Origin of the sequence: Grimontia kaedaensis, assembly GCF_023746615.1 — a bacterium.
In the GTDB taxonomy this organism is placed as follows: domain Bacteria; phylum Pseudomonadota; class Gammaproteobacteria; order Enterobacterales; family Vibrionaceae; genus Enterovibrio; species Enterovibrio kaedaensis.
This window is the reverse complement of the sequence record NZ_CP082276.1, coordinates 1,484,860-1,506,892: the sequence shown is the minus strand read 5'-3', so window position 1 is coordinate 1,506,892 and position 22,033 is coordinate 1,484,860. Positions and strand designations below refer to the sequence as shown.

General features: G+C 48.4%; 24 protein-coding genes and 1 pseudogene. 13 read left to right on the top strand and 12 right to left on the bottom strand.

Going from position 1 to position 22,033, the window contains the following annotated elements; genetic code table 11:
• Positions 1-42: 42 nt before the first annotated feature.
• The 4 genes from K6Q96_RS23690 to K6Q96_RS23675 all read right to left on the bottom strand — a co-directional run bounded on the left by K6Q96_RS23690 (position 43) and on the right by K6Q96_RS23675 (position 3,888).
• Positions 43-222, bottom strand: coding sequence for a hypothetical protein (locus K6Q96_RS23690; protein ID WP_251880791.1), 180 nt, complete (start codon positions 220-222; stop codon positions 43-45).
• A gap of 193 nt (positions 223-415) precedes the next feature.
• Positions 416-1,075: a c-type cytochrome gene (locus K6Q96_RS23685; RefSeq protein WP_251880789.1), complete on the bottom strand. Its 660-nt coding sequence runs from the start codon at positions 1,073-1,075 to the stop codon at positions 416-418.
• A gap of 4 nt (positions 1,076-1,079) precedes the next feature.
• Entirely contained in the window at positions 1,080-2,393 is a 1,314-nt protein-coding gene (locus K6Q96_RS23680; protein WP_251880787.1) for a molybdopterin-dependent oxidoreductase, read from the bottom strand.
• Positions 2,394-2,613: 220 nt separating this feature from the next.
• Positions 2,614-3,888, bottom strand: coding sequence for an amino acid deaminase (locus tag K6Q96_RS23675; RefSeq protein WP_251880785.1), 1,275 nt, complete (start codon positions 3,886-3,888; stop codon positions 2,614-2,616).
• A gap of 127 nt (positions 3,889-4,015) precedes the next feature.
• Here K6Q96_RS23675 and K6Q96_RS23670 point away from each other — a divergent pair, with 127 nt between their 5' ends.
• Both K6Q96_RS23670 and K6Q96_RS23665 read left to right on the top strand, forming a co-directional pair.
• Positions 4,016-5,461 (top strand): N-acyl-D-amino-acid deacylase family protein, encoded by a 1,446-nt coding sequence (locus K6Q96_RS23670; RefSeq protein ID WP_251880783.1) that lies wholly within the window; start codon positions 4,016-4,018, stop codon positions 5,459-5,461.
• A complete protein-coding gene (locus K6Q96_RS23665) occupies positions 5,458-5,850 on the top strand; it encodes a RidA family protein (RefSeq protein WP_062665438.1) in 393 nt (130 codons plus the stop codon). The genes K6Q96_RS23670 and K6Q96_RS23665 overlap by 4 nt, the downstream gene beginning before the upstream one ends.
• A gap of 154 nt (positions 5,851-6,004) precedes the next feature.
• On the opposite strand, the gene K6Q96_RS23660 is transcribed toward K6Q96_RS23665, so the two are convergent.
• The 3 genes and pseudogenes from K6Q96_RS23660 to K6Q96_RS23650 form a co-directional block, all read right to left on the bottom strand.
• Positions 6,005-6,862, bottom strand: coding sequence for a sterol desaturase family protein (locus K6Q96_RS23660; protein ID WP_251880781.1), 858 nt, complete (start codon positions 6,860-6,862; stop codon positions 6,005-6,007).
• A gap of 190 nt (positions 6,863-7,052) precedes the next feature.
• Positions 7,053-7,262, bottom strand: a pseudogene (locus K6Q96_RS23655) (VF530 family protein); the annotation flags it as partial.
• A gap of 118 nt (positions 7,263-7,380) precedes the next feature.
• Positions 7,381-7,710, bottom strand: a complete 330-nt coding sequence (locus K6Q96_RS23650) for a hypothetical protein (protein ID WP_197475383.1) — start codon at positions 7,708-7,710, stop codon at positions 7,381-7,383.
• A gap of 334 nt (positions 7,711-8,044) precedes the next feature.
• Between K6Q96_RS23650 and K6Q96_RS23645 the strand changes: the two genes are divergently transcribed.
• The 9 genes from K6Q96_RS23645 (at position 8,045) to K6Q96_RS23605 (ending at position 14,664) form a co-directional block, all read left to right on the top strand.
• On the top strand, positions 8,045-8,443 hold the full coding sequence (locus K6Q96_RS23645) for a PleD family two-component system response regulator (RefSeq protein ID WP_062665432.1): 399 nt from the start codon (positions 8,045-8,047) through the stop codon (positions 8,441-8,443).
• Positions 8,444-8,549: 106 nt separating this feature from the next.
• The gene (locus K6Q96_RS23640) at positions 8,550-9,320 is read left to right on the top strand and encodes a DUF3450 domain-containing protein (RefSeq protein ID WP_251880779.1); all 771 of its coding nucleotides are present in this window, start codon (positions 8,550-8,552) and stop codon (positions 9,318-9,320) included.
• Positions 9,317-10,651, top strand: a complete 1,335-nt coding sequence (locus tag K6Q96_RS23635; RefSeq protein ID WP_251880776.1) for a MotA/TolQ/ExbB proton channel family protein — start codon at positions 9,317-9,319, stop codon at positions 10,649-10,651. Before K6Q96_RS23640 ends, K6Q96_RS23635 begins: the two co-directional genes overlap by 4 nt.
• Entirely contained in the window at positions 10,648-11,199 is a 552-nt protein-coding gene (locus tag K6Q96_RS23630; RefSeq protein WP_251880774.1) for a MotA/TolQ/ExbB proton channel family protein, read from the top strand. The genes K6Q96_RS23635 and K6Q96_RS23630 overlap by 4 nt, the downstream gene beginning before the upstream one ends.
• Positions 11,196-11,600: an ExbD/TolR family protein gene (locus K6Q96_RS23625; RefSeq protein ID WP_062665418.1), complete on the top strand. Its 405-nt coding sequence runs from the start codon at positions 11,196-11,198 to the stop codon at positions 11,598-11,600. The genes K6Q96_RS23630 and K6Q96_RS23625 overlap by 4 nt, the downstream gene beginning before the upstream one ends.
• On the top strand, positions 11,600-12,259 hold the full coding sequence (locus K6Q96_RS23620; RefSeq protein WP_251880772.1) for an energy transducer TonB: 660 nt from the start codon (positions 11,600-11,602) through the stop codon (positions 12,257-12,259). The genes K6Q96_RS23625 and K6Q96_RS23620 overlap by 1 nt, the downstream gene beginning before the upstream one ends.
• Positions 12,256-13,440, top strand: a complete 1,185-nt coding sequence (locus K6Q96_RS23615; protein ID WP_251880770.1) for a tetratricopeptide repeat protein — start codon at positions 12,256-12,258, stop codon at positions 13,438-13,440. The genes K6Q96_RS23620 and K6Q96_RS23615 overlap by 4 nt, the downstream gene beginning before the upstream one ends.
• A 220-nt stretch (positions 13,441-13,660) precedes the next feature.
• The gene (locus tag K6Q96_RS23610) at positions 13,661-14,209 is read left to right on the top strand and encodes a hypothetical protein (protein WP_251880769.1); all 549 of its coding nucleotides are present in this window, start codon (positions 13,661-13,663) and stop codon (positions 14,207-14,209) included.
• A 143-nt stretch (positions 14,210-14,352) separates the two neighbouring features.
• Positions 14,353-14,664, top strand: coding sequence for a GFA family protein (locus K6Q96_RS23605; protein WP_251880766.1), 312 nt, complete (start codon positions 14,353-14,355; stop codon positions 14,662-14,664).
• A gap of 137 nt (positions 14,665-14,801) precedes the next feature.
• Here K6Q96_RS23605 and K6Q96_RS23600 read toward each other — a convergent pair whose 3' ends face one another.
• The 5 genes from K6Q96_RS23600 to K6Q96_RS23580 all read right to left on the bottom strand — a co-directional run bounded on the left by K6Q96_RS23600 (position 14,802) and on the right by K6Q96_RS23580 (position 20,132).
• A complete protein-coding gene (locus tag K6Q96_RS23600) occupies positions 14,802-15,041 on the bottom strand; it encodes a hypothetical protein (protein ID WP_062665410.1) in 240 nt (79 codons plus the stop codon).
• A 192-nt stretch (positions 15,042-15,233) separates the two neighbouring features.
• Positions 15,234-16,037: an AAC(3) family N-acetyltransferase gene (locus K6Q96_RS23595; protein ID WP_251880764.1), complete on the bottom strand. Its 804-nt coding sequence runs from the start codon at positions 16,035-16,037 to the stop codon at positions 15,234-15,236.
• A 10-nt stretch (positions 16,038-16,047) separates the two neighbouring features.
• Positions 16,048-17,829, bottom strand: a complete 1,782-nt coding sequence (locus tag K6Q96_RS23590; protein ID WP_251880762.1) for a beta-N-acetylhexosaminidase — start codon at positions 17,827-17,829, stop codon at positions 16,048-16,050.
• Positions 17,830-17,850: 21 nt separating this feature from the next.
• Positions 17,851-18,930 carry an ROK family transcriptional regulator gene (locus K6Q96_RS23585; RefSeq protein WP_251880759.1) on the bottom strand — a complete coding sequence of 360 codons (1,080 nt, stop codon included), beginning with the start codon at positions 18,928-18,930 and terminating at the stop codon, positions 17,851-17,853.
• A gap of 452 nt (positions 18,931-19,382) precedes the next feature.
• Positions 19,383-20,132, bottom strand: coding sequence for a calcium-binding protein (locus K6Q96_RS23580; RefSeq protein WP_251880757.1), 750 nt, complete (start codon positions 20,130-20,132; stop codon positions 19,383-19,385).
• Between the two features lie 277 nt (positions 20,133-20,409).
• Between K6Q96_RS23580 and K6Q96_RS23575 the strand changes: the two genes are divergently transcribed.
• Both K6Q96_RS23575 and K6Q96_RS23570 read left to right on the top strand, forming a co-directional pair.
• Entirely contained in the window at positions 20,410-21,579 is a 1,170-nt protein-coding gene (locus tag K6Q96_RS23575) for an MFS transporter (RefSeq protein ID WP_251880754.1), read from the top strand.
• A 144-nt stretch (positions 21,580-21,723) separates the two neighbouring features.
• The gene (locus tag K6Q96_RS23570; protein ID WP_197475382.1) at positions 21,724-21,873 is read left to right on the top strand and encodes a hypothetical protein; all 150 of its coding nucleotides are present in this window, start codon (positions 21,724-21,726) and stop codon (positions 21,871-21,873) included.
• Positions 21,874-22,033: the final 160 nt, after the last annotated feature.

Here is a 22,033-nt window from a genome sequence, read left to right as displayed (position 1 = left end):
CAAATGAAGCTCTTAGGTACAACTTACTCCGAAGAACTCCTGTTAAAGGTCGTTTGACCCATTTTCCTTTAGGAAATGTTTAATAAACTTGCGAATTTCCCGTGCCGCCGAACTGTCCAGTTCTTCACAGAGCGACACAAATTCATCCCTTTGTTGGCCATTGATTCGGATGATGAGTTGGCTGTCTTTTTTGTTGGTGTCACTTTTCTTTTTACTGGCCATGCACATAGTCCGTATCGCCAATTGATATACAATGTATATACACAAAGATGACCAGCATCTAGCAAGCTGTCGGTTTTTTGGAGGAAAATAACGTTGCGGTGCAAGCCGAAGCATTTAAGGTCAAAGGGGATGGGATTTGAATTGGAAAATGGAAACGCCTAGCAATAACGACAAGCGTCTCCGACTGTGGGATTTATAAACCGTAGTAAGTAGAGAGATAAACCAGTACCGCTTCGTGGTCATCAGGATCTAATTCGTCCATGCCTTGCTCATCCACCATCCATTCAAGGGTTTCATCCCAACTGTCTTTGCTCAAACCCTGCTGGACGACAAGATGAAGCGAGTGGCAGGCTGAGCAAACAGCAGCAACCAGCGCCATGTTTTCTCCGGGCTTGAGAATACCGTCTCCCACAGACTTCACAGGAGCACCAGCGGAAGCGATCGTCCAGAGTGGAGGATTCAGATTTTTACTGGCAAGCCAGGCAATAATGGCAGCCCTTGCACCAGGGTCTTCAATACCGGGAAACACCATATTGGTGCCTGGAGCGAATGTTGCTGGAGACTGCAAAAAGGCATCAAGCTTTTCTGCGTCCCATTGCCCTTGATGTTGTTTGAGCCCGCCGCTGTAGTTGAACCCTTCAAAAGAGGCGATATTCCGTTCCGCCAACCCCCAAAGGGGCGGGCCGACAATCGCAACACCATCAGGCTCTACCTGATGACAGGCTTTGCAAACCAGAGCTTGCTGTTCTCCTAACGCTATCAATTCTTCATTGGCGGAAAGCGCATTACTGAAGAAAAAAAGCAAAGATAAAGATAGCGGAGTAAACCGCTCAATGAAGTTGAATCCATGCATCCACTTACCCCTTCACGACAACCGCAACACGGTGAAAGCTGTTGTTGAGATAGCCTTTGGGGTTCCATGCAATGGCGAAGGGTTGGCTCACACCCTGATCATCAGTGGCCTTTGCCCAGACTTCGTAGTAGCCGGGTTGGGGGAATTGCACCTTAGCATTGAAGGTTTGCCAAGCGCCTTCGTTTACTGGATCTGATAGATCCGCATCCATCCATGTTGCTCCGAAGTCTGTGGAGAGCTGTACGCTGTCTACTTTACGGTCTCCTGACCAGGCGTGGCCTTTCACCATTAACTCGTTACCACTGATTTCAGTATTGGTTTGTGGCGATGTGATAAGCGACTTCACTGGCATGCGCTCAATGATGACGAAATCTTCTTTCGCCACTTTCTCGCCCGGTGCGACAGGACGGTTGGGAACTCGGTAGGCCTTGCCCGTCATTTTCGGACCGTCATGAACCTGATCCCTTACCTGAATGCGAGTTAGCCATTTCTGTGAACAGGAACCTGGCCATCCTGGGACCACCAAACGAAGTGGCGCGCCGTTCATTGGGTGAAGAGGTTCGCCATTTTGTTCAAAGGCTATCAGATTTTCTCCGCCCATCGCTTTAGCAATGGGTAATCCCCGGGATATTGGGAGCTTATCTGCTTTTCCTGAAAGGTGTTTGTCAGCGCTGAAGTGTGCGGTGTATACGGCGCCATCCTGAATACCCGCTGCCTTAAGTACATCTGCGAGCCTAACGCCTGTCCAGTTTGAGCATGCCACGGCACCGTAAGTCCACTGGTTGCCTTTGGCTTTGGGCTCAAAGAAAGCGCGGCCATTACCGCCGCACTCCACAACGAGTTGCTGTTCAACCACATCGAAGTTTTTCTTCAGATCCGCAATGGTCAACGTCATCGGTTTATCAACCAGACCGTCAATAGTTAGTGTCCAGCTATCTGCATCGACACTTGTAGGGGGAATACCGTTGTTACGGATAAAGTGTCGGGTGGTGGGTGTGATGTCATCGTTCAAAAGGTGAGGTGGCGTTTCTGCATTCATGGGTCTGTCGTTTAAAACGGTCAAACCGTCTTTTCCCTCAATCACCACATCTTCAAGGCCTTCTGCAAAAGCGGCGGGAATCATGCCAGCAGGCATATTTCGGTGAAAGGGAATAGCTCCTCCCAACACGGCTGCCATAGTGGCTAACCCTGCGCCTTTCAAAAAGCCTCGTCTGTCTGGGTAACTAACCCTTCCGAACACTTTGTCATCCGCTGTTTCTGGATTTTTTTCGTAGTACTCGTAGATACCTTTTGGTGCGTTTTTGTCTTCTTCTTTCATACTGCGTTCCTTCTTTTAGCCAACATCCTGGTAACTAGTGTCAGTTACTCATCTACAAGCCCGTTTTAAATGTGCTGCAAAAAGCGTAGTCAGCACCTTGAGAGACGGATCTCTCGGAACCGATAAAACAGTGAGGTACAAACAAAGGGACGGTGAAAGAAAGTCGTTAGATGCGATAGAGAGACAAAAAAATGCTCACTGAAGTGAGCATTTTAGGAAGTTAAAATTGGGTGGGTAACCAGTGCTCTACAGTAAAGTTGTCATCAGCTAGCGCAATATAGCGCCACTTATCGAAAGTCAGGCAAGGGTGTGATGTTGAAAAGGCGATGACATCACCTACCTGTAAATCGCAGTTTGCTGGGACATCGACAAAGGTGTGCTGATCCATCACGGCTGTGGCGATCAACCCGTCGATATCGATTGCCGAGCCGTTTCTGAAGCCGCGTTCTGCAACAGGTAATCCTGCATCATAGGAGGCATCACGTTTGCCCATGCCAATCACTGCCTTGCCCGGCTCTGGTGTAGAAACCACGCAAGCCCATACCTCCAGCGCGTTCTTCAAATCGCCACCCAAGCGGCAAGCGACCCCCTTATTTTTCTCTGCACGGTCCATCACTTTCTTCTGCGCAACATCGTAAATACCGGTGTCATGGGTGAGATAACAGCCGGGGCGGATAACAGGGAGTAAGTCATTATATTGGGAGAAGGTCTCTGCCACCACATCATACCAAGCCGAACCTGCACCAGTGACGATGGCATCTTTGGTGTCAATCAGCCCCTGGTCTTTGAGGGATTTTGCAAATTCAGCCGTTTCGGCAATGAAGGCACGGACACGCGCTTCGGCATCGTCACCGGAAATGACGCCTTCGTAGACTTCGACACCTGCAAGGGCAGTACCTGGTAATTGGTGAATGCGTTTAGCAAGTTCAGTCGCCGCTTCAATTCCCCGCACCCCACACCGTCCGCCAGCCACACCAAGCTCAATGAATACCTTCACTTGCTGGCCACGTTCTGCGAAGAAGTTCGATAACTGCTCCACATTCAATGTGGAATCGACGCTACAGTAGAAATTCACATCGAAACAGGACTGCAGTCTGGCGACTTCTGCCATGTTGGTTTTACCTACCAGCTGGTTTGCCATAATGATGTTCTGAGCGCCTGCCATGGCAGCAATCTCGGCATGAGCAGGGGTTGCTATTGTCATACCCCAGGCACCTTGTTCAAGTTGTCGTTTGAAAAGGTAAGGTGTCATAGATGTTTTGCCGTGGGGGCACAACTTCACTTGATGTTGATTTGCGAACGCTTGCATCCACCGGATATTACTTTCTACGGCACTTTGCAGTATCACTGCAGCGGGTAAACTGATTTCCTCTTCGATCAGGCTGTAGCGCCCGTTATCTTTCTGCTCAGCCCAAACCCCTTTGGTACCCGGCGGGAAGTTTTTTTGGAGTGACACTTGATAGTTATCAATAGGTTGTTGCGCATAGTGACTCATTCCTTATTCTCCTAACATCCACTGTGTGCCATTGCGCTGGCTGATAAGTATTCAAAATACTAAGTCTTCCATCCGGCGCTGGCTACAGCAAATCTCTCCCAATTCGACAAGCAACAAGGACAGATCGATGGACTTCGATTTTGTGGTAAGTCGCGTAAATCTAATAGACGGTTCGGGTAAGCCAGCCTTTGAGGCTGATGTGGCAGTGAAGGGCGATCGGATAGTAGCCATTGGCAACCCGGGTTCCCTCTGCGCTGAGAAAGAAATAAACGGGAAGGGTCTGGTGCTGGCTCCCGGTTTTATTGATGTTCACACTCACGATGACACCAATGTAATACGCCACCCCGAATGCCTGCCAAAGATCAGCCAAGGGGTTACGACAGTACTGGTCGGTAACTGCGGGATCAGCGCATCCCCTGCTTTGCTTAAAAGCGATCCGCCAGATCCGATGAACCTGTTGGGTAAGCGCAGCGATTTTGATTACCCAAGCTTTGCGGAATATGTGCATGCGGTGGAAAAAGCGCAGCCTTCGGTCAATGTTGCAGCGCTGGTGGGTCACACTACCCTTCGCAACAATGTGATGGACGACTTGCACCGCGCTGCAACTGAGCTTGAAGTTCAGAAGATGCAACGCACCTTGCGTGATGCATTGGAACAAGGCGCTTTGGGATTAAGTTCAGGATTAGCCTATGCCTCTGCAAACAGTGCACCGACGGAAGAACTGAAAACGCTGACGGCAGAATTGAGGGCATTTAATGGGATTTACACCACCCATCTTCGCAGCGAATTCGAACCTATTTTGGAAGCGATGGAAGAAGCGTTTGATACTGCTTCCCATGCCAAGGTTCCGGTTGTTATTTCGCATCTGAAATGCGCAGGTGCGGGCAATTGGGGACGTACAAAAGACGTGATCGCTCTGATGGATACGACAGCGGCTAAACAGGATATAGGCTGCGATTGTTATCCCTACACAGCAAGCTCTTCCACGCTGGACTTGAAGCAGGTGACCGATGACATTGAGATCTTTATTACGTGGTCGGAGCCGCATCCAGAACAGGCGGGTAAAACGCTAAAAACGATTGCAGAAGACTGGAGCCTGCCGTTGATGGATGCGGCCAAAAAGCTGCAACCCGCAGGCGCTGTTTATCACTGCATGGCAGATGAGGACGTAGAACGGGTATTGCAGTACCGCCTTACCATGATTGGTTCCGATGGTTTACCGAATGATCCCCATCCTCACCCCAGACTTTGGGGGGCCTTTCCTCGTGTGCTTGGGCATTATTCAAGAGAGCAAAAACTGCTCAGCCTTGAAGTCGCAGTGCACAAAATGACAGGGCTTTCGGCTTCAAGATTCAACCTAAAAGACCGCGGTGTTATCCGCGAAGGCGCATTGGCGGACTTGGTGTTGTTTAACCCTGAAACCATTAGAGACAGCGCTACGTTTGAAATGCCGACGCAAGCGGCACAGGGCATTATTCGCGTTTGGGTGAATGGCACCGAAACATGGACAGAACAAGGGGCGACACGTCAACGGGCAGGTCGCTTTTTACGAAGAAACGGAGAACGGAAATGACGATTAAACGCTATGGCGTAGAAGGTGGCACTGGCACTGGTGGACAACATTTACCCTTTGCACGCGCGGTAGAAGCGGGCGGATTTTTGTATGTGTCCGGGCAGACGCCAATGACTGATGGCGAAGTTGTTGAGGGCGGGATCGTTGACCAAAGCCGTCTGGCGATTCAGAACTGTGTCGATATCATGGAAGAAGCAGGCTATGGCCTTGAGGATGTGGTACACGTCAAAGTGGTGCTGACGGATTCCCGTTATTTCCAGTCATTCAACAAAGTGTTCAAAGAATTCTTTGGTGCCAATCCACCAGCACGGATTTGTTTGGTCGCGGATCTGGTGGTGGATGTGAAAGTGGAAGTGGACGTGACCTGTTACCGCGACGACCGTCGATAACAGTATTTGTGGGGGACTTTCTACTGCGTTATCGGCTTCTCACTTAGGCCAGCTGCACATTGACGCCTCTGTCTTGTATAAAGCCCCCGCAAACTGCTGCAAAAATCATCACCAAAGGACAATAGCCCCTTGAAGGACGGTTTTCTTGTGGGCTTTACTTCCCCTCAAATTCAGCGTTATCCGCTATTTTTGGCGCTCCGAAAAGATAGGCTATTCGCCTTTTGAAAGGCACACCCGGTGACAACGCCAATGTGAGCATCGTCTTCCACTGATGAAACGTAGCGACGAACGGGTTCCAACTATTGATCGGTTTTGGGATGCCGTAATCAATGTTTATGTCCTGCCTTTCTTCCACAAAAGTGCCAAACATCTTGTCCCAGATAATCAAAACGCCCGCAAAGTTATGGTCGATGTACTCTGGATTTCTCGCATGATGCACGCGGTGGTGAGATGGCGTGTTGAACACTTTTTCAATCCAGCCAAGTTTGCCAACCACCCGGGTATGAACAAAAAACTGAAATCCGAGGTTAAGCGCGACAACCAGAATCACCAGCTTAGGTGGGAAACCTATTAAAACCAGTGGGGTCCAGAACAGCCACATGCCGGAAATTGGATAGGTCAGGCTTTGGCGGAAGGCAGTGGTAAAGTTCATGCGTTCTGAGCTGTGATGGGCGATATGTGATGCCCAGAGCCAGTGAACGTGGTGAGAAGCGCGGTGAAACCAGTAGTAAAAGAAATCCTGCAGGATGAAAACAGCAAACAGGGTGAAGGGGGTCAGCGTGATATCAAAAAGACGGAACTGAAATAGCCAAAGGAAGAAAGGCATCAAGAGCAATGTTGCAATAATATCTGCCCCTTGGTGAAGACCGGCAAGGCTGAAGTTACAGAACAGTTCTTTTAGCGAGTAATCCTTCTCTCCCTGCTTTTTCAAGATCCGGAATTCGAAAATCATGCACAGCAGAAAAATCGGGGAAAGGAATAGCAGTGTGAGTGACTCCCAACCAGTATCCATGTCTTTTCCTTTGCAATTGGGTCGATTAGCCAAACCAATGGTCTGGCCAGTTACCTAAACCATACATCAGGTAAATGTTGGTGACAAAATGCTCAGGATGTTTTTGGGGCGTTAAGCCAACTCACTCATTATCGAGCTTTTTGAGCACCGCTGCCCAAGGGTCGGCTTTTTCAGCTTGGTCTTGGCCGAAGAAAGTGTCGATATACAGCTGTTCGACTTTCTCTCGTGCCCAAGGTGTTTTGCGCAGGAACTTTAGGCTGGATTTAACAGAAGGATCGCTCCGGAAACAGTTGATGGCGATTTCATTACCAAGTGTCTGCCAACCATAATGCTCTACCAGCTTATTGATGATCTGTTCGAGTTTAACGCCGTGAAGCGGATTGTTGGGTTGATTGTTCATAAGACTGCTTGAATTGGTGATGACAGCGGCGAATGTGCCACAATGAGTGGGGCTGTTCAACGAAAAACAGAGGCTCGAAAGCCTCTGTCTAAGTTTTTATGTGTCAGCGGGACAAAACTTAACGACGCATTGAAAGGCTTTGGTCACTGAATTGGTTCATGCGAAGACGGGTTTTGATGTCTTCACAAGCACGCTGGATGCTGAAGGTATCTTCATCACTCATGTGCAAAGACAGGGTGCCGCTGAAGCGAACATCTTCACAGATATCGGCAAGACCGATCAGATCGGCAATCTTTGCATCTTCAGGATCTTTTAGTAGTTTCTCGTGCTGTTTTTGAATTTGGATTGCGTAGATTTTGCTGGAATAGGTGATGGAAAAAAGTGTCAGGCCAATCATTGCAATCAATAAAACGGCGGTGGCGATAAATATAGGTTTGTTGTTAGACATAGCGCAATTCGTACCAACTGAAGTGAATTTAAATATCTTATTTTGAAGGTGAAAGTCTACGCTTCTGGGCATTATGTTCGCAATAGTTTCAAATTTATAAATAAGAGAAAACTGAGACCACGCTCTAAAAACAGTAAGTTGCTCTTACTCAGAGATATATACCCAAACAACCTGAAGATGCAGGACACAGTGAGTTTAACTGGCGTTGTGAATGCGAGCATCTTCAGGTCGTTTGGGTATTGGGGGGTATTTCCCCTAATGAAAGTGAGTTGTATTTAGTGCAGTGGATGTGAGATAGTAATGAGAATGAATATCATTAGCGGTTTTGAATGCAATGCGTGAACTACTGCTTATAGAAAATGTATTGTCGCCTTGTGGCTGGATAAAGAGCGTGCTCGCAGAGCATGGTTGTAAGGTCACAAGGGTGCTGCATGTCAAACAAGCCGAGCGGGCTCTAAGCCAGACACGCTTCGATATGATCCTGTTGGCAGGGGAAGGTACACTGCCGTGCGTGACCGATGTGAAACGGCTTCGCCAGTCTACGTCTTTACCTGTTGTTGTCATGCTTCCACAAACCAATTCTGACGATGAGTCTCACCTTTACTATGTTGGTGTAGACGGATTGGTAAGTGCTTCGATGCCCCGCAACGAGTTGTGGGAAGTCGCGAAAACAGCTTATGACAATGCTATTCCCGAGCCTGTCGTTAGACAAGGTTTGGCTCGACACACATAGTTCTGACACCGCGTGCTGGGTGGATTAAAATCGCAACCTGCCGCGCTTATCCTGAAAAGTGTGTGCTGTTATACACTATGCTTTACGCCCAGAGAGACACAACTTCATGAATGCTGTAAAGCGCTTCGGCGCTGCAACCCTATTAAGCCTGCCTTTATTCGCGCACGCGACGGACATTGATAAAGCGGCTGCTATCGAGACCCAAACGGTGAAAGCGGCAGCGGTATCGCAACAACGTATTAATGTTAGCGACGAGCAAGCCCAATCCACCAAAGCGGAAATCGAAAGGCTGCAACGCGAAATCGAAAACCTCACGCTTTACCGCAATCACCTTAAATCTCTGGTAGAGAATCAAGAGCAGGAGCAGGCTAGCCTGAACCAGCAATTGACGGACATTGATCAAACACGCCAGGGAATCGTGCCTTTGATGTACCGGATGATTGATGATCTCGATATCTGGGTAAACCAAGATCTCCCCATTAAACCTGAACAGCGTCAGAGCCGTGTTGATGGTTTGAAGACTTTGATGACACGCGCTGATGTGGCAGATGCGGAAAAATTCCGCCGGATTCTGGAAGCCTATCAAATCGAGCTTGATTACGGTGCCAAGCTTGGCGTTTATCAGGAAACCCTGACACTTGAAAATGTCGATCGAGAAGTCGATGTGCTGCACCTCGGTCGCCTTTCTCTGGTAGCAAAAAGCCTGAATGGTGATGCCTTCTGGTTTTATGACAAGTCTGCGGCGAAATGGCTGCCAGTTGATAAGCGTGCTCATGAAGCGATACAGCAAGCGTTTGATGTGGCGAATAAGAAACAGCCTCCAACATTGATGTCGCTGCCACTTTCTATTTCCATGGCAAAAGGAGCAGCGCAATGAAAAACATCTTTGCATTTGCGCTGAGTGCCATGTTGCTCGTTGCACCCGCATCGGCGAATTTGGTGAGTGAAACCAAAACTGCCCAAGCTGAATCGCAACAACATAATGCGACCCGTGAAGCTGGATTTAATGCGACAGAACGAGAACTAAAAGCCAAACTTGAGGCGCTCAAAGCCCAACAAGTAGCTTTGGAAGCCGAAACCGAGCAGCTCAGCGACGCGTTCAGCGCAAATGAGGAAACTCTCGCCGCGCTGGAAGAAACACTGAGACTCGAAACCGGCAGTCTGGGTGAAGTGTTTGGTGTTGTTCGTCAGGCGGGTCGTGAGGTGAACGCTGAGCGCTACAATGCGCCAGCCACCATCAATCAGGCTGATATGGATAGCGCATTGGATGCGATATCAGACGCGAAATCCTTACCTTCTCTTCCAACACTGTCGGCGTTCTGGAAAGGCATGAAGGAAGAGCTGAAAAATAGTGGCGAGATCGGTTCAGAAACGGTCAGTGTGCGTGACAACAGCGGTGTAGTGACTCCTCAAGAGGTACTGCGTCTCGGGAACATTGGTCTTGTTAACAATGACGGATATCTTGAGTGGGACAGTGCCCGCCAACAGGCCAACCTGCTTCCTGTGGTTGAAGGGGGCTTGAACAGTACGTTGCTATTTTCGTTGTCGAGTGGTGAGTTGGCATTGGTGGATCCGACACGTGGCACTGTGATTAAGCAACTGGCAAACACGCCGACACTGGCTGACCGCTTTGATCAAGGTGGGATAGTTGGGAAAATTATCGCTGCGCTGTTAGTAGTTGGACTGATCATCGCCTTGGTTCGCGGCTTTAGCATGTTCCGGGCGCGTATTGCCATTGCTAAACAAATCAAAACACCTATGCAGCCGGGTGATAACCCATTGGGTCGCATTCTTAATGTCTATCGCAATGAGCCGGACCGATCACTCGACACGCTGGAACTGCGTTTGATGGAAGCCATCATGGATGAGCAACAGCATTTCGAAAAAGGTCTGTCGATGCTGAAATTGCTGGCAGCGCTCGCTCCAATGTTGGGTCTTCTGGGAACTGTAACGGGGATGATTGAAACCTTCCAGGTCATCACCCAATATGGCAACGGTGACCCCACTATTATGGCGGGAGGCATCTCAATGGCGCTAGTGACCACAGTTCTTGGTCTTGTCGCCGCTATTCCGCTTCTGCTTACTCATAACATTCTCAGCACCCAAGCCGATACGTTACGTGGCACGCTGGAAAAAGTGGGTGTTAGCTTGGTGGCTGAACAGTCTGAAACCTCAAATAACGTTCGACCAATAGTGAAGCTGGCATGACAGAAATAACCCTTCTGGAGTTGCCAAGTGTTCAAGACTGGTGGCTCTCCCTTAATGACTTTATGACCCAAGGCGGCCCAGTACTTTGGGGTTTGGCCTTGGTTGCGGCACTGAGTTGGTTGCTGGTGTTTGAACGTTTACTGTTTCTTATCACCACCTTTCCAAGCCTGAAAAAGCAAACTATTGCGAAATGGCAATTAAGGGAAGACAAAGCCTCTTGGGTGTCGCAGTCTATGCGCGAAAGCTGGTTGTTTGAAGCGCGTACCCAACTCTATCGTAATCTCAACTTCCTGAAAGCGTTGGTGGCGATTTGCCCAATGCTTGGTCTGCTTGGCACAGTGACAGGGATGATTTCTGTGTTTGACTTAATGGCGTTGGAAGGGACGGGCGAGCCCCGCTCAATGGCGGCGGGTATTTCACTGGCGACCCTGCCAACCATGGCAGGTATGGTCATTGCGCTGGCAGGGCTGTTTGCCCATGCAAGGCTTCAGAAAACCTGTGAGCGCCGGGAGGCATCATTGACTCAGGCACTAAGGAGTCAGGCATGAGATTTCAACGTCACCAAAAACAGCGTGAAGATGCACAAATCGATCTGACTTCGATGCTCGATATCGTCTTCATTATGCTGATCTTCTTTATCGTCACCAGCACCTTTGTTCGTGAATCTGGTGTGGATGTGAACCGTCCAACGGCGAGTAATGCCACAGCACAAAAGAGTGTTGGGATTTATGTCGCGGTCACCGCAAACAATGATATTTTTATCGACAAAACCCGTGTTGATGAAGAACGTGTCGAAGCGACGCTGACCCGTCTGGTCAGTGAACAGCCTGAAGCCTCACTGGTTATCCAGGCGGACGAGCACGCTTACAGTGGCACAGTTGTGAAAGTGATAGATGCAGCGAAAGGCGCGGGCATCGTCAAAATTGCGTTGGCAGCGGAGAAGCCATAATGCTGCGAATGCTATTGGCATTGCCGATGGGGTTACTGAGTGCTTTTGGTCTTTTCGCGCTCATGGCTACCATGGTTGCTGCACCATCTGGCTCCTCGAAAGACGAAGACTTACCGTTTGCTTTCGACGTTTTTATGACTGAACCGGAAAGTGAAATTGAACGTCGTGATCGTGTCGCGCCACCAAAACCTGACGTGCCGCCACCGCCGCCGAGTATGCAAATGAGCGCGCCAACTGCAGCAGCGACCACGCCATCAATTCAGCCTGTGATGCCGGACATCGCGATGGATCTACAGGTGGATGGTATGAGCATCAATATGCCAGCGATAAAAGCGGCGCCCTCACCGGCAGTGGGTGAATTGACGCCTTCATTTGGGCAGGGTAATCAGGCAGCAATGCCTCTGGTTCGTGTTCAGCCAAGCTACCCGGCTAAAGCGCTAAGGCGTGGTATTGAAGGGTATGTCGTCGTGAGCTTTACGATCAATGAAGAAGGCCGGCCGACAGGCATGAAAGTGATCGAAGCGTCACCAAAGCGTATTTTTGACCGCGAAGCATTACGCGCTTTGAAAAAGTGGAAATACACACCACTGCTTATCGACGGTAAACCAGTATCGCAACCTGGTCAGACAGTAAAACTGGAGTTTGCACTCACAAAATGAAGCGTTTCATCCAACAAATAATCAGTCGTCGTTCAATGCTTCTTTTGCTGGTGGGCGCATTCTTTTTATCTCCTGTGCAAGCCGCTGAGCTGACAGCGTCAACTGCAAGGCAAGTTCAGAAAGCGTTGGAGCTTCAAGCCGATGAACAGTGGAAAGATGCTGCCACGGTGCTTGAGAGTGCCGGTACGCCGACTGAGTACGATAAAGCATTTGTGAACCGTATGCTCGGGGTGGTTTATTGGCAGAAGGGAGATGCACAGAAAGCCATCAATGCTTTGTATGCGTCGGTGAATAGCAAAGTGCTTGAAGAAGAGGCGCAAATGGCATCCGAGCGTATGCTGGCAGATTTGCTGATGACGCAATCACGCTATCAGGATGCATTAAAACTCTATTATCCACTGTCAACATCCAAAACGCTACGTCAGAAAGATCGTGGAGAAATTTGGCTGCGAATTGCTCAGGCGCACTATCAGAATGAGCAGTACAGCGATTCACTTAAAGGTATTAATGCCCATTTGAAGCTGGTTTCTGCGAAATCTTCTTCGTTATCGCTGAAGTTAGGATCGCAACTCAAACTCAAGCATTGGAAAGGTTCGACCCGAACGCTAAAGCAACTAATCGCTATTGAGCCAGAAAAGAAAACCTGGTGGATTCAGTTGGTAGGCAGCTATCAACGTCTCAACGATCAAAAACAGATGCTTAACACGCTAGTGTTGGCAAAACGTGAAGGTATTGCTCTATCAGAGTCTGAAAAGATGATGATGGCGCAGTTATACCAACAGCAGGGTGTACCTGAAAAGGCGGCTGCACTAATGAGCGAAGTCAATCAAGGTGACGCAGAGATGACGCGCTTGGTGATGGAAGCGTCTTACTGGCAACAGGCCAAGGAATGGAATAAGGCCATTATTGCCTGGGAGCGCGCCGCTGCTGAAGCACCAAAATACTATTGGGTTGCTTCACAGTTGTCGCTTCAACATGGTCAATACAAAAAAGCGTTGTCATTGCTAGAGAAGGTCAACAGCCCAGAAAAAGCCCCTGATGTTGAACTTGCCCGTGCGTTGGCATATGACAAACTCAATGAGTTTGATAAGGCGCTTCTCCACGCCAAAAGGGCGAACGAACTGAAGCCTTCAAACCAAAGTGAGTCGTGGATTCAATACCTTAGCCAGAAGATCCAGTAGGCTTGATGTAGAGAAGCATCAAGCCCTCTAATTCTCACATCCTCAATCCCCAAAATACTCGTTGATTAGTACATCAATATCACTTTATTATCGGTCTCAGCCCCGATAACCGTCTGCAAGCACGTTAATGAGTGGTTATAAATTCGGCATAACATACCTGCCGGTGATGGAAAACACATCTCCGAGCTAATCACGCTCACCTGTAAGAGAAGTACCCTGAATGACGTTAGATCTCATCACAGAAATCCTAGGATGGACCTCTGTTGCTTTTTACATTGGCATTACGATTTTCAACAGCATGAAATTTACCCGTTTTGCTGCATTTGGCTCGGCGGCAAATGACACGCTTTGGGCATTTCTTATGGGCTGGTGGCCGAAAGTTATCCTTAACCTTTCGGTTGCGTCTCTGAACACTTATCGCTATGCGAAAGACTTTACCAATGCTTCAAGGTCAGTGATTCTGACGCTGGGGGCTGTAATGGCGGCGGGTATTGTTTACATCGCCTATGTTGCGGTTACCGCTTTCATTGCGGACCCAACGCTGCCAGTGGCGCTGCAGTTCGCTGATTTGGGTATTATCTTGCTTGCGCTCTTCATGACCACACTGACCAATTATCGCAAGTTGATGCTGCTGTCAGGCTTCATTGGTATGGCTGCCTACTATGGCAATCCGCAGATGATGATCATCAAGGCTCTGGTTATCGGCATCATGAGTTACAAGCTGATGTTTGATAAATCGCAGAAGCTGGAAACGGCCGAAGCGGCATAAATTGATAGAAGTGTATAAAAGGCATCTCATAGAGGTGCCTTTTTTATATTGTTGATTTATAGATAAAACGATGAGATTGTTGCCTGAATAATAAACAGGATTACCGGAGCAGTAGAAAGGTGATCACTCAATAAGGAGAAGTGATGAAAGGAAGCTGTCTTTGTGGTGCTGTTCAATATGAAGTTAAAAAGTTAAGTTCACCTATTACACACTGCTCGTGTAGCGCTTGCCGAAAATCTAACGGGGCTGCGTTTAACACGGCGGCTGCAGTTCTTCCAGAAGACTTTCAATGGCTGAAAGGTGAAGATATAGTCTCCCAGTTTGAATCCTCACCGGGCACTAAACGCCACTTTTGCTCTGTGTGCGGCAGCCCGTTAGTTAAGATGAAAGAAGGCGGTGCGTTCCACGCACTGCGGGTTGCTTCTCTGGATGAAGATCCCGGGCAGGTTCCATAGCTTCGCATATGGAAATCAGACGAAGTCAGCTGGCTGAGTTACGAACATGACATGCCACAATATGATGAGTGGCAACCGGGCCGATAACAAAAAAAGCACCGACAGGTGCTTTTTTAGCTTTGGGTATAGGTGTTGGCTTATCGAACAAAGCCATCATCGATGCACATTCTCACGCAGCGCTCTGCAGCCTTGGTCGCATCTTCCTGACTTTTGAAAATTGACAGTGACTTGTCAGAGTTCATTAACTCATAAGCTTTTGAGACGGCATCACCTTGTTCTGAGGAAGAGGTGAAAGAAAACGAGGCAGCAAATCCGCCCAAATCTTCTCTTTCGTTCACCTTAACTATGTAACTGATATTATTGTGGGTTCCTTTCATATTTTATATCCATTTTTGTTACACGTGCTTAATAAAGTAGACACAAAAGCTTGGCTCGTCAAAGTTCTTTCAGTATAAGTGCTGGTATGTGCACTTTATTGAGTAAGCGATATAAAAAAGCCCAATTAGTGACATCGTCACTTATTAGGCTAAGGGCAGAAATAAAGATGGTCAGGTTCTGATTCCAGCGAGCTAATTTAAGGTTTTAACGCCACCAAGTGTCATATCTTCACATCGCGGACAATCATCAGAACAACGCGTTACAGAAGGGTTCGTACGAAATGCCTGCGTACATGCATGGAGCAGTGCTTCAAGTGGATATGCCGTCCAAGTGCTTTCCCCGACGAGCTTTTTAGTCTGGATTGGTGACAGGTACGGCTGAAGATAGATAAATCCTTCGGAACAAGATCCCACACATGTCTCAACGACGCCCCGCTGGGCTGTTTGCGCCCAGCGACGGAACAGCGCTTTTCCAGCCAATTGCTCTGCATAATGAATAGGTGTAATGCTGTTTGGGGTGACTCCTATTGAAAGCACAACTGCATTTCTGGCTTGAGGCGATTGGTAAACGCCATACACATTAAAGTCATCTTGGGGTGCAAGGACAGCTTCAGCGAGCGGACCCACTGCGGCATAGCTGTTCATCGGATGCTCTGTTCTGATCCGTTTGGGGTGGTTAAGTACAGCTTTGGCAAAGGCGCCCATTGAAGGCTCAATGTCATTGGCATAGGCGTCGTAAGGAGATGGGTCTATTTCAAGCTCCCCACGATAACCATTTTGTGCATATTCGATACCATCTGGCGAATGGCACATTGGAAAATAGGTAAACGTCGGCGCGACCACAGTGCAGCCGGCAGAAAGAAACGCGTCCAGCAGACTGTCAGCGCCGCCTTCAAATCCACCAAATGAACGCATAGCACAGTGGGCAAATATAACCTTGTTATCTAGATTCAATACTTCTATCGCAGTCTTGATGTTTTGTGCTGTGGTGCCCACAGAGCGCCTCCTAGTGTGTATGATTTATCTCATTGACGGTCAGAAGCGAAGACAAATACTCAAGACGACTGCTACTTTGCATCATGCCTCCCGGTCGGTAATGTTCTTGCCAAAGTTCGCGATAACGCTGAATTAATGGTTGCAACCTCGCTTTCAAGGTCTGTTTGCGTTCATCACTGAAATCCTGTGTAAGGCGGTGTTCTTCCTCTGCATACCCTTTCACAATGAGGCAAGCTATCTCTAACGCATCAATAGTCCAAAGAAGGTCGTTTCTCAGCTCGTTGTCTGGGAGAGGGCCGAGCCGCACCTTCCAGCTTTTTAGTTCGGCGAGCGAGTGTTCAAGATTATGGGTAGCGAGCCCCTTCATCCGCTTAATATGGCGGCCTGATTGTTGGTCAAATAATACTGGACCAAAAAAGGCGCAGTTAGGTGTTTCAATACCAGTTGAATGATATATATCCTGCAGTGCGATCAACGCATTCAACTCAACCTCAGACGCGTCAGGATAATACCAACTGAGCGGAATGATCATGTCACTGTCGGTTTGCTGTTCTTCACCCCATGCCATGGCGCTTGCGAAGGCATAACCAGGAATTGGCATGGCATGTTGTTGGCCATGTCCCATGTCACCCCATTCGGTCACCATGTAGCCTTCAGCACCAAAGCGTTTGGCTGATTTAGCGGCGCGGCGCATATGCGTGGTTGCGGAATTCCACCTTCCTGCAACAGAAGCAAAACAATCGGTAGAGACCACAACATGGAATGGGTAGCCAAACAAAGCTAATTGCTTATGTTCAGCATCGAAGGGATGATCAGCTTCGTAACCCCAGTTCAGCAAGGTAAGGTTTTCGGGGAGCTGATCGATAAGATTCGGATAACGGAACAACATGTCACTGAAAATCTGGCATTGCTTGCCTTTTGAGTTTGCGACTTCCAACACCTTGTTGAGGTAGTTGAGGAAGACTTTACCTTTACCGAAAATCTCGCAAGCCGATTTGCTGGCATTGACACCCAAGTCCATGGTTTCGTCAAAGTTGATGTTCAGAATGTCACTGGAAAAATTGGGCGTAACTTCTGATAGCAGTTGATCAATAAACTCTGCGGTTTGTTCGCTGATGGGGTTCAGTCCAAAAGCGCCGGGTCTGAAATCGCCTCGTTGATCAAGAAAGCCCGTGGTTTGTTCTGCAAGATGCTGGTATTCGGGATGGCAGAGCCACTTTTCCATATGTCCGAATGTTGCCTGATTGGCGACCAATTCAATACCGACCTGTTGGCAGTATGCGTCGATTTCACGGATTTCTTCTGCCGTCATTGGTGAGTAATCTCGCCACACCGTTTCATGTTTTCGGTAGGCGAAGGTGTGCTCAGTGTAGAGCTGGAACTGGTTGAAGCGCAGAGTACTGAAGTAATCAATCAGTCGCTTTAGTGTATCCATAGTGGGCACGCGATCCCGGCTGATATCGAGCAACACTGAGCGCGTGGGGAAGTCTGGCCAATCTTCAATCACAGCGTCTTGCTTGACGACTGCCTGAGTATCAATAAGCTGATTGATGGCGAGATGTGCATAACGAACCCCACGAAGGTCGCGGTATTCAATGGTAACCCCATCACTGGGAAAGCTAATCCGGAATCCTTGTTCGGGCAAATCCGGATCGTGCCGATACGTGAGAGCAGCGTGATGTAGTTTTGCGCCAAAATTGACCGGACAGGTCGCTATGATGCTGGAAACACAAATACGTTTACTGGCGTATCCGGGCGAGTAGCGTTTTGGTGCGGGAAAAATGGTTACCATCAGACGTCCTTGTCATTCACCCTAAATCGAAAGATTACCGTTCTCGGACAGGCTTAGGCTCTCTGCCAGCTTCAGTTCTGCCGTGAGTAATTTCTGCCAGGCCATTGAGGCCGCGCCCATCGCTGCGGCCTGAGGCCCCAACAATGAAAATTCAATGTTTGGTTTGAGAATCAGTGAACCCGATAGAGAATCGCTGTGTTTGCGAAGAGATGTTGCGAGTTCAGATCCGAATGAAAGACCATTCCCACCGATGACGATGCGGCGAATACTCATCAGGCTACAAAGATTGACGGCAAGAGCAGAGAACTCTTCAATGATGACACTTGGAGTTGGCTCTGCGCCGCGCATGAGCTCCTGACTGTTAAATTGGCCTGCCATATAGTTTTCGCCATAGAAAAGTTGACGGTTAAGCACAACACCAACACCAACGCCAAGACGATGATAAAGCTCTCGGGCATGGTGGGTAGAAAGCAACACGTAGAGGAAATGGTCGTAGGGCAGACTACGTTGCTGCATAAGTTCACCCCAGGCACCGCAATTGGCATCGTTATCCAGAAAAACCGGGTAAGGAAAAAGTCGTTTGAACTGGGTAGCGAAGTTAATTGACGAACGCACCGACAGTGCATGGGAAACTAAAAGTTGGTTTTTATCAGGATCGATGACACCGGGCATACCAATACCGATCGCAAGGATTCGGGGAAACAGCTTCTGAATAGCATTAACACTGGGAACAAGCGCCGCCAACATTGCTTTGTCGATAGGAGCGTGTGTGTCGATGGGAAGCATGTCGTGATAAACGACCTGACCGAGCAAGTTGACGACGGAAACTTTCAAGGTATCAGAGTTAACATCGACTCCAACTAGCACGCCAAAATCCGGATTAAAGACGAGCGAAACCTTTGGGCGACCACCTTTACCCGTGACCATTTGCGGCTGCTCGAGGATCATCCCGATATCCAGCAGATGGTTGACGGTTTTGGTGACGGTGGATTTATCCAACCCGAGCTTGGCTGCGACATCAATGCGTGAGACGCCGGGAGATTGCCAAAGGGAATTGATAATGCCAGCCGTATTTGTCGTGCGGCTTAACTTGATCGACAAAGCTTTAGTTTCCAAAAACAACTTAACTATCGAATATGTTATTGGTGGTGTGTAAAAAAACAACGAAATGCCCAGAATTCACGGCGCGTTTCACTACATATATTCAATAGATTGAACTGAGTCGAATTGATTTTGAAATAAGCGAGTTGAATATCAAATACCTTCGAGTGGTGACATCTAAGTGTGCAACTAAATGTAAATGGGAAAATTGGGCTCTTCCATGGATGCCAATGTCATGAAACAGTGACTGTGTCTTCATGCCACTGAAACATCATAGCATCAAGATACTCCTGCTTTCCGATACATCATTCACTCTCTGGTTATGTCCCTGCGAAGGGCATTGAACACCACGGTCATCAACCATGGCCTCAGCTTCTCTGAGCTGAGGTTTTTTTTTCGCTGTCGCCGAAAGAAAAGCACCGTCTGAGCGATGCTTTTCCGGTTGTATCTGTTCAATACAAAATCGGGTCGATTGGTTCGGGTTGGTTGTTGGCGAAGAGATCGCTCATGGTGACTGAATTGCTATCAACACCGTGCAGCATAATGGTCACTTTGTCCTCAAAGTCGATGACCATGTTTGAGCCCATTTGTTTGATGATGAAGGAGGTGTCCTCATCTGTGCGGTATTCATCGCTGTAATAGTGAAAGTTGAGGCTGTCGACACCGACTTCAAAGTCTTTGATGCGAACCACTGAATTAGTCGGATCAATATCTTCATGGGTTTCGAACTCATAGAACCGGAATATGTCCGCGCCATCTCCACCAATACAAAAGCTGACGCCAGACTGCGCCGCCCCTAAATCGCGGAAGGAGAAAATATCGTCGCCTGAGCCACCATTCATGGTGCAGTTTTGTGAACTTTCTGATGACAGCACATCGTTACCCGAGCCACCTGAAAGCACATCTCGGTATTCACCACGATCATCGCTGGGGTGGTTTTTACTCAGCAGTTGATCGTCGCCCGAGCCTCCGCGCATGACGTTGCTACCATAGCGAGAATAAATGAAGTCATTACCCGCGCCGCCAACGAGCAGGTCGTCGCCGTAGCTTCCAAAGATATCATCATCGCCCCTGTAAGCAATGACAGTGATATCATCAGTATCTTGTTCCAGGTTGAAATAATCGCGCTGGGTTGACCCGTAAAGGAAATCGACATCAGACTCGCCATAAATCTCAACTGGCTCATTCGAAATCACCGACATGTTCAGCACCTTCCCTTGTTGATTTGATAGTGAATTCCTACCACATACAGATTCACACAAATTGTCGGACTTGCATGAACTAATTTCGAGACAGGAGTGTTAGAACTCCTTACAACAATTAGAACGCGGGTTTGGGTGGATTCGCAGATATTCCGGATGACTGTATTGTTGGAAGCTCTGATTTGCAGTGTCGATAAAGTCAGGCCGAGAGGTTGCTGTATGTCATATGCTGCGGGATACTCGAAACTTCGTCCCGCCTTTTCAGGAATTTCATGGAATGAATAGAAATGTCTGGTTGTTGGCACTTTGTCAGGCGCTGCTAATGAGCGGCAACATTGTGCTGATATCTGTAAATGGATTGATAGGCCAACAACTCTCACCCAGCGATACTTGGGTGACATTGCCAGTTTCAACCCAGTTTGTCGGTTTGATGATGGCGACGATTCCTGCGTCTCTTATCATGGCGAAAATTGGACGTAAGAATGGCTTCCGGCTCGGGAATATCATCGGTATTTTCGGGGCGCTACTTTGTGTGCATGCCCTGCAACAAGGCGCATTTTGGCTGTTTTGCTTTAGTACTTTGTTATTAGGTATCGGCATTGGTTTTGGCACCCTGTACCGCTTTGCAGCGATAGAAGTGAGCGACCCGGAAAGCCGCGACAAGGCAATTTCGCTATCCATGGCAGGTGGCGTGCTGGCAGCTATCCTAGGGCCGAACCTTGCTATTGCCAGCCAACATTGGCTACCTGGTACCCACTTCAGTGGCGCTTTTATCGGAATCACCGTCCTTTATATTCTCTCTTTACTGGTTCTGAATTTTATTGCTTTACCTGCTGCTGTGCCGGCACAAGATCAACCTGCCCAAAGCTCTGTAGGGCAAATTCTTAAAGCGCCGGGTTACCTTGTGGCTGTTATCGCTGCCGTTGTGGCTTATGCGGTCATGAATCTGTTGATGACAGTGACACCGATTGCCATGCATAAACACGGTTTCCATTTTGAGCAGGCCGCCTTAGTCATTGAATGGCACGTGTTGGGGATGTTTGTACCCTCTTTCTTTACTGGCAGTATTATCGGAAAAATTGGTGCACGCATGACGATCCTTCTTGGAAGTCTGTTTTTCGTTGGGTGTATTCTGGTGAACCTTAACGGCGTCTCTGAATGGCATTTCCGTATTGCATTGGTATTGCTAGGTGTCGGGTGGAATTTCATGTTTATTGGCGCGACCAGTCAACTGACCCAAACTTACTTGCCACAAGACAAACCACGTGCCCAGGCAATCAATGAATTTGCCGTGTTTGGCAGCGTTACCCTGACAGCATTGATGGCGGGTAACCTTGAGGTGAACTTGGGCTGGCAGACCCTGAATTTAGTCATGCTTCCTTTTGTTTGTGCGGTTCCTCTTATTTATCTGTTGTTTACCAGAAAACCAAAAAAGGTCGAGGCTTAGCCTCTTTCTTTTGCTCTGTTTTTCGGGTTTAGAAAACCCGCTTTAAGCTCCTTTTGACTGCTATCTTTAGAGAATGACTGTATACCCAAACGACCTCTGAATGCGAGCATCTTCAGGGTGTTTGGGTAAAAAGGAGTGAATGATATGGAACTGGAAAACGAGCGCGGAGAAACCATGCATCTTGCCGACGACCTGACATTAAAAGAGATGGTTGATATGGGGCTTCTGGTTGTGTTGTCAGATGCCAACGATGAAGCTGAAAACTGCTGGATTCCCACAGAACCACTCGAATAACCTGAAAAGCCCCGACAAGGGGCTTTTTTTGTGGCGATAAGATTTTGTTCGCGAATTAATCGCGGTGTGATCCTGCTTGAAACATCATCATTTTCCTTTGAGAGAAAACGCTCTACAATCGGCGCGTCATATTTGTGCCACAAAAGTGTAGGCGCACCTG

Excerpts from the sequence above, each read along its gene's own strand:
- K6Q96_RS23615 (WP_251880770.1), top strand. The coding sequence starts at position 12,256 with ATGAAGCGTTTCATCCAACAAATAATCAGTCGTCGTTCAATGCTTCTT.
- K6Q96_RS23685 (WP_251880789.1), bottom strand. The coding sequence starts at position 1,075 with ATGCATGGATTCAACTTCATTGAGCGGTTTACTCCGCTATCTTTATCT.
- K6Q96_RS23610 (WP_251880769.1), top strand. The coding sequence starts at position 13,661 with ATGACGTTAGATCTCATCACAGAAATCCTAGGATGGACCTCTGTTGCT.
- K6Q96_RS23605 (WP_251880766.1), top strand. The coding sequence starts at position 14,353 with ATGAAAGGAAGCTGTCTTTGTGGTGCTGTTCAATATGAAGTTAAAAAG.
- K6Q96_RS23580 (WP_251880757.1), bottom strand. The coding sequence starts at position 20,132 with ATGTCGGTGATTTCGAATGAGCCAGTTGAGATTTATGGCGAGTCTGAT.
- K6Q96_RS23665 (WP_062665438.1), top strand. The coding sequence starts at position 5,458 with ATGACGATTAAACGCTATGGCGTAGAAGGTGGCACTGGCACTGGTGGA.
- K6Q96_RS23680 (WP_251880787.1), bottom strand. The coding sequence starts at position 2,393 with ATGAAAGAAGAAGACAAAAACGCACCAAAAGGTATCTACGAGTACTAC.
- K6Q96_RS23670 (WP_251880783.1), top strand. The coding sequence starts at position 4,016 with ATGGACTTCGATTTTGTGGTAAGTCGCGTAAATCTAATAGACGGTTCG.
- K6Q96_RS23645 (WP_062665432.1), top strand. The coding sequence starts at position 8,045 with ATGCGTGAACTACTGCTTATAGAAAATGTATTGTCGCCTTGTGGCTGG.
- K6Q96_RS23575 (WP_251880754.1), top strand. The coding sequence starts at position 20,410 with ATGAATAGAAATGTCTGGTTGTTGGCACTTTGTCAGGCGCTGCTAATG.
- K6Q96_RS23620 (WP_251880772.1), top strand. The coding sequence starts at position 11,600 with ATGCTGCGAATGCTATTGGCATTGCCGATGGGGTTACTGAGTGCTTTT.
- K6Q96_RS23635 (WP_251880776.1), top strand. The coding sequence starts at position 9,317 with ATGAAAAACATCTTTGCATTTGCGCTGAGTGCCATGTTGCTCGTTGCA.
- K6Q96_RS23630 (WP_251880774.1), top strand. The coding sequence starts at position 10,648 with ATGACAGAAATAACCCTTCTGGAGTTGCCAAGTGTTCAAGACTGGTGG.
- K6Q96_RS23600 (WP_062665410.1), bottom strand. The coding sequence starts at position 15,041 with ATGAAAGGAACCCACAATAATATCAGTTACATAGTTAAGGTGAACGAA.
- K6Q96_RS23625 (WP_062665418.1), top strand. The coding sequence starts at position 11,196 with ATGAGATTTCAACGTCACCAAAAACAGCGTGAAGATGCACAAATCGAT.
- K6Q96_RS23590 (WP_251880762.1), bottom strand. The coding sequence starts at position 17,829 with ATGGTAACCATTTTTCCCGCACCAAAACGCTACTCGCCCGGATACGCC.
- K6Q96_RS23570 (WP_197475382.1), top strand. The coding sequence starts at position 21,724 with ATGGAACTGGAAAACGAGCGCGGAGAAACCATGCATCTTGCCGACGAC.
- K6Q96_RS23675 (WP_251880785.1), bottom strand. The coding sequence starts at position 3,888 with ATGAGTCACTATGCGCAACAACCTATTGATAACTATCAAGTGTCACTC.
- K6Q96_RS23650 (WP_197475383.1), bottom strand. The coding sequence starts at position 7,710 with ATGTCTAACAACAAACCTATATTTATCGCCACCGCCGTTTTATTGATT.
- K6Q96_RS23690 (WP_251880791.1), bottom strand. The coding sequence starts at position 222 with ATGGCCAGTAAAAAGAAAAGTGACACCAACAAAAAAGACAGCCAACTC.
- K6Q96_RS23640 (WP_251880779.1), top strand. The coding sequence starts at position 8,550 with ATGAATGCTGTAAAGCGCTTCGGCGCTGCAACCCTATTAAGCCTGCCT.
- K6Q96_RS23660 (WP_251880781.1), bottom strand. The coding sequence starts at position 6,862 with ATGGATACTGGTTGGGAGTCACTCACACTGCTATTCCTTTCCCCGATT.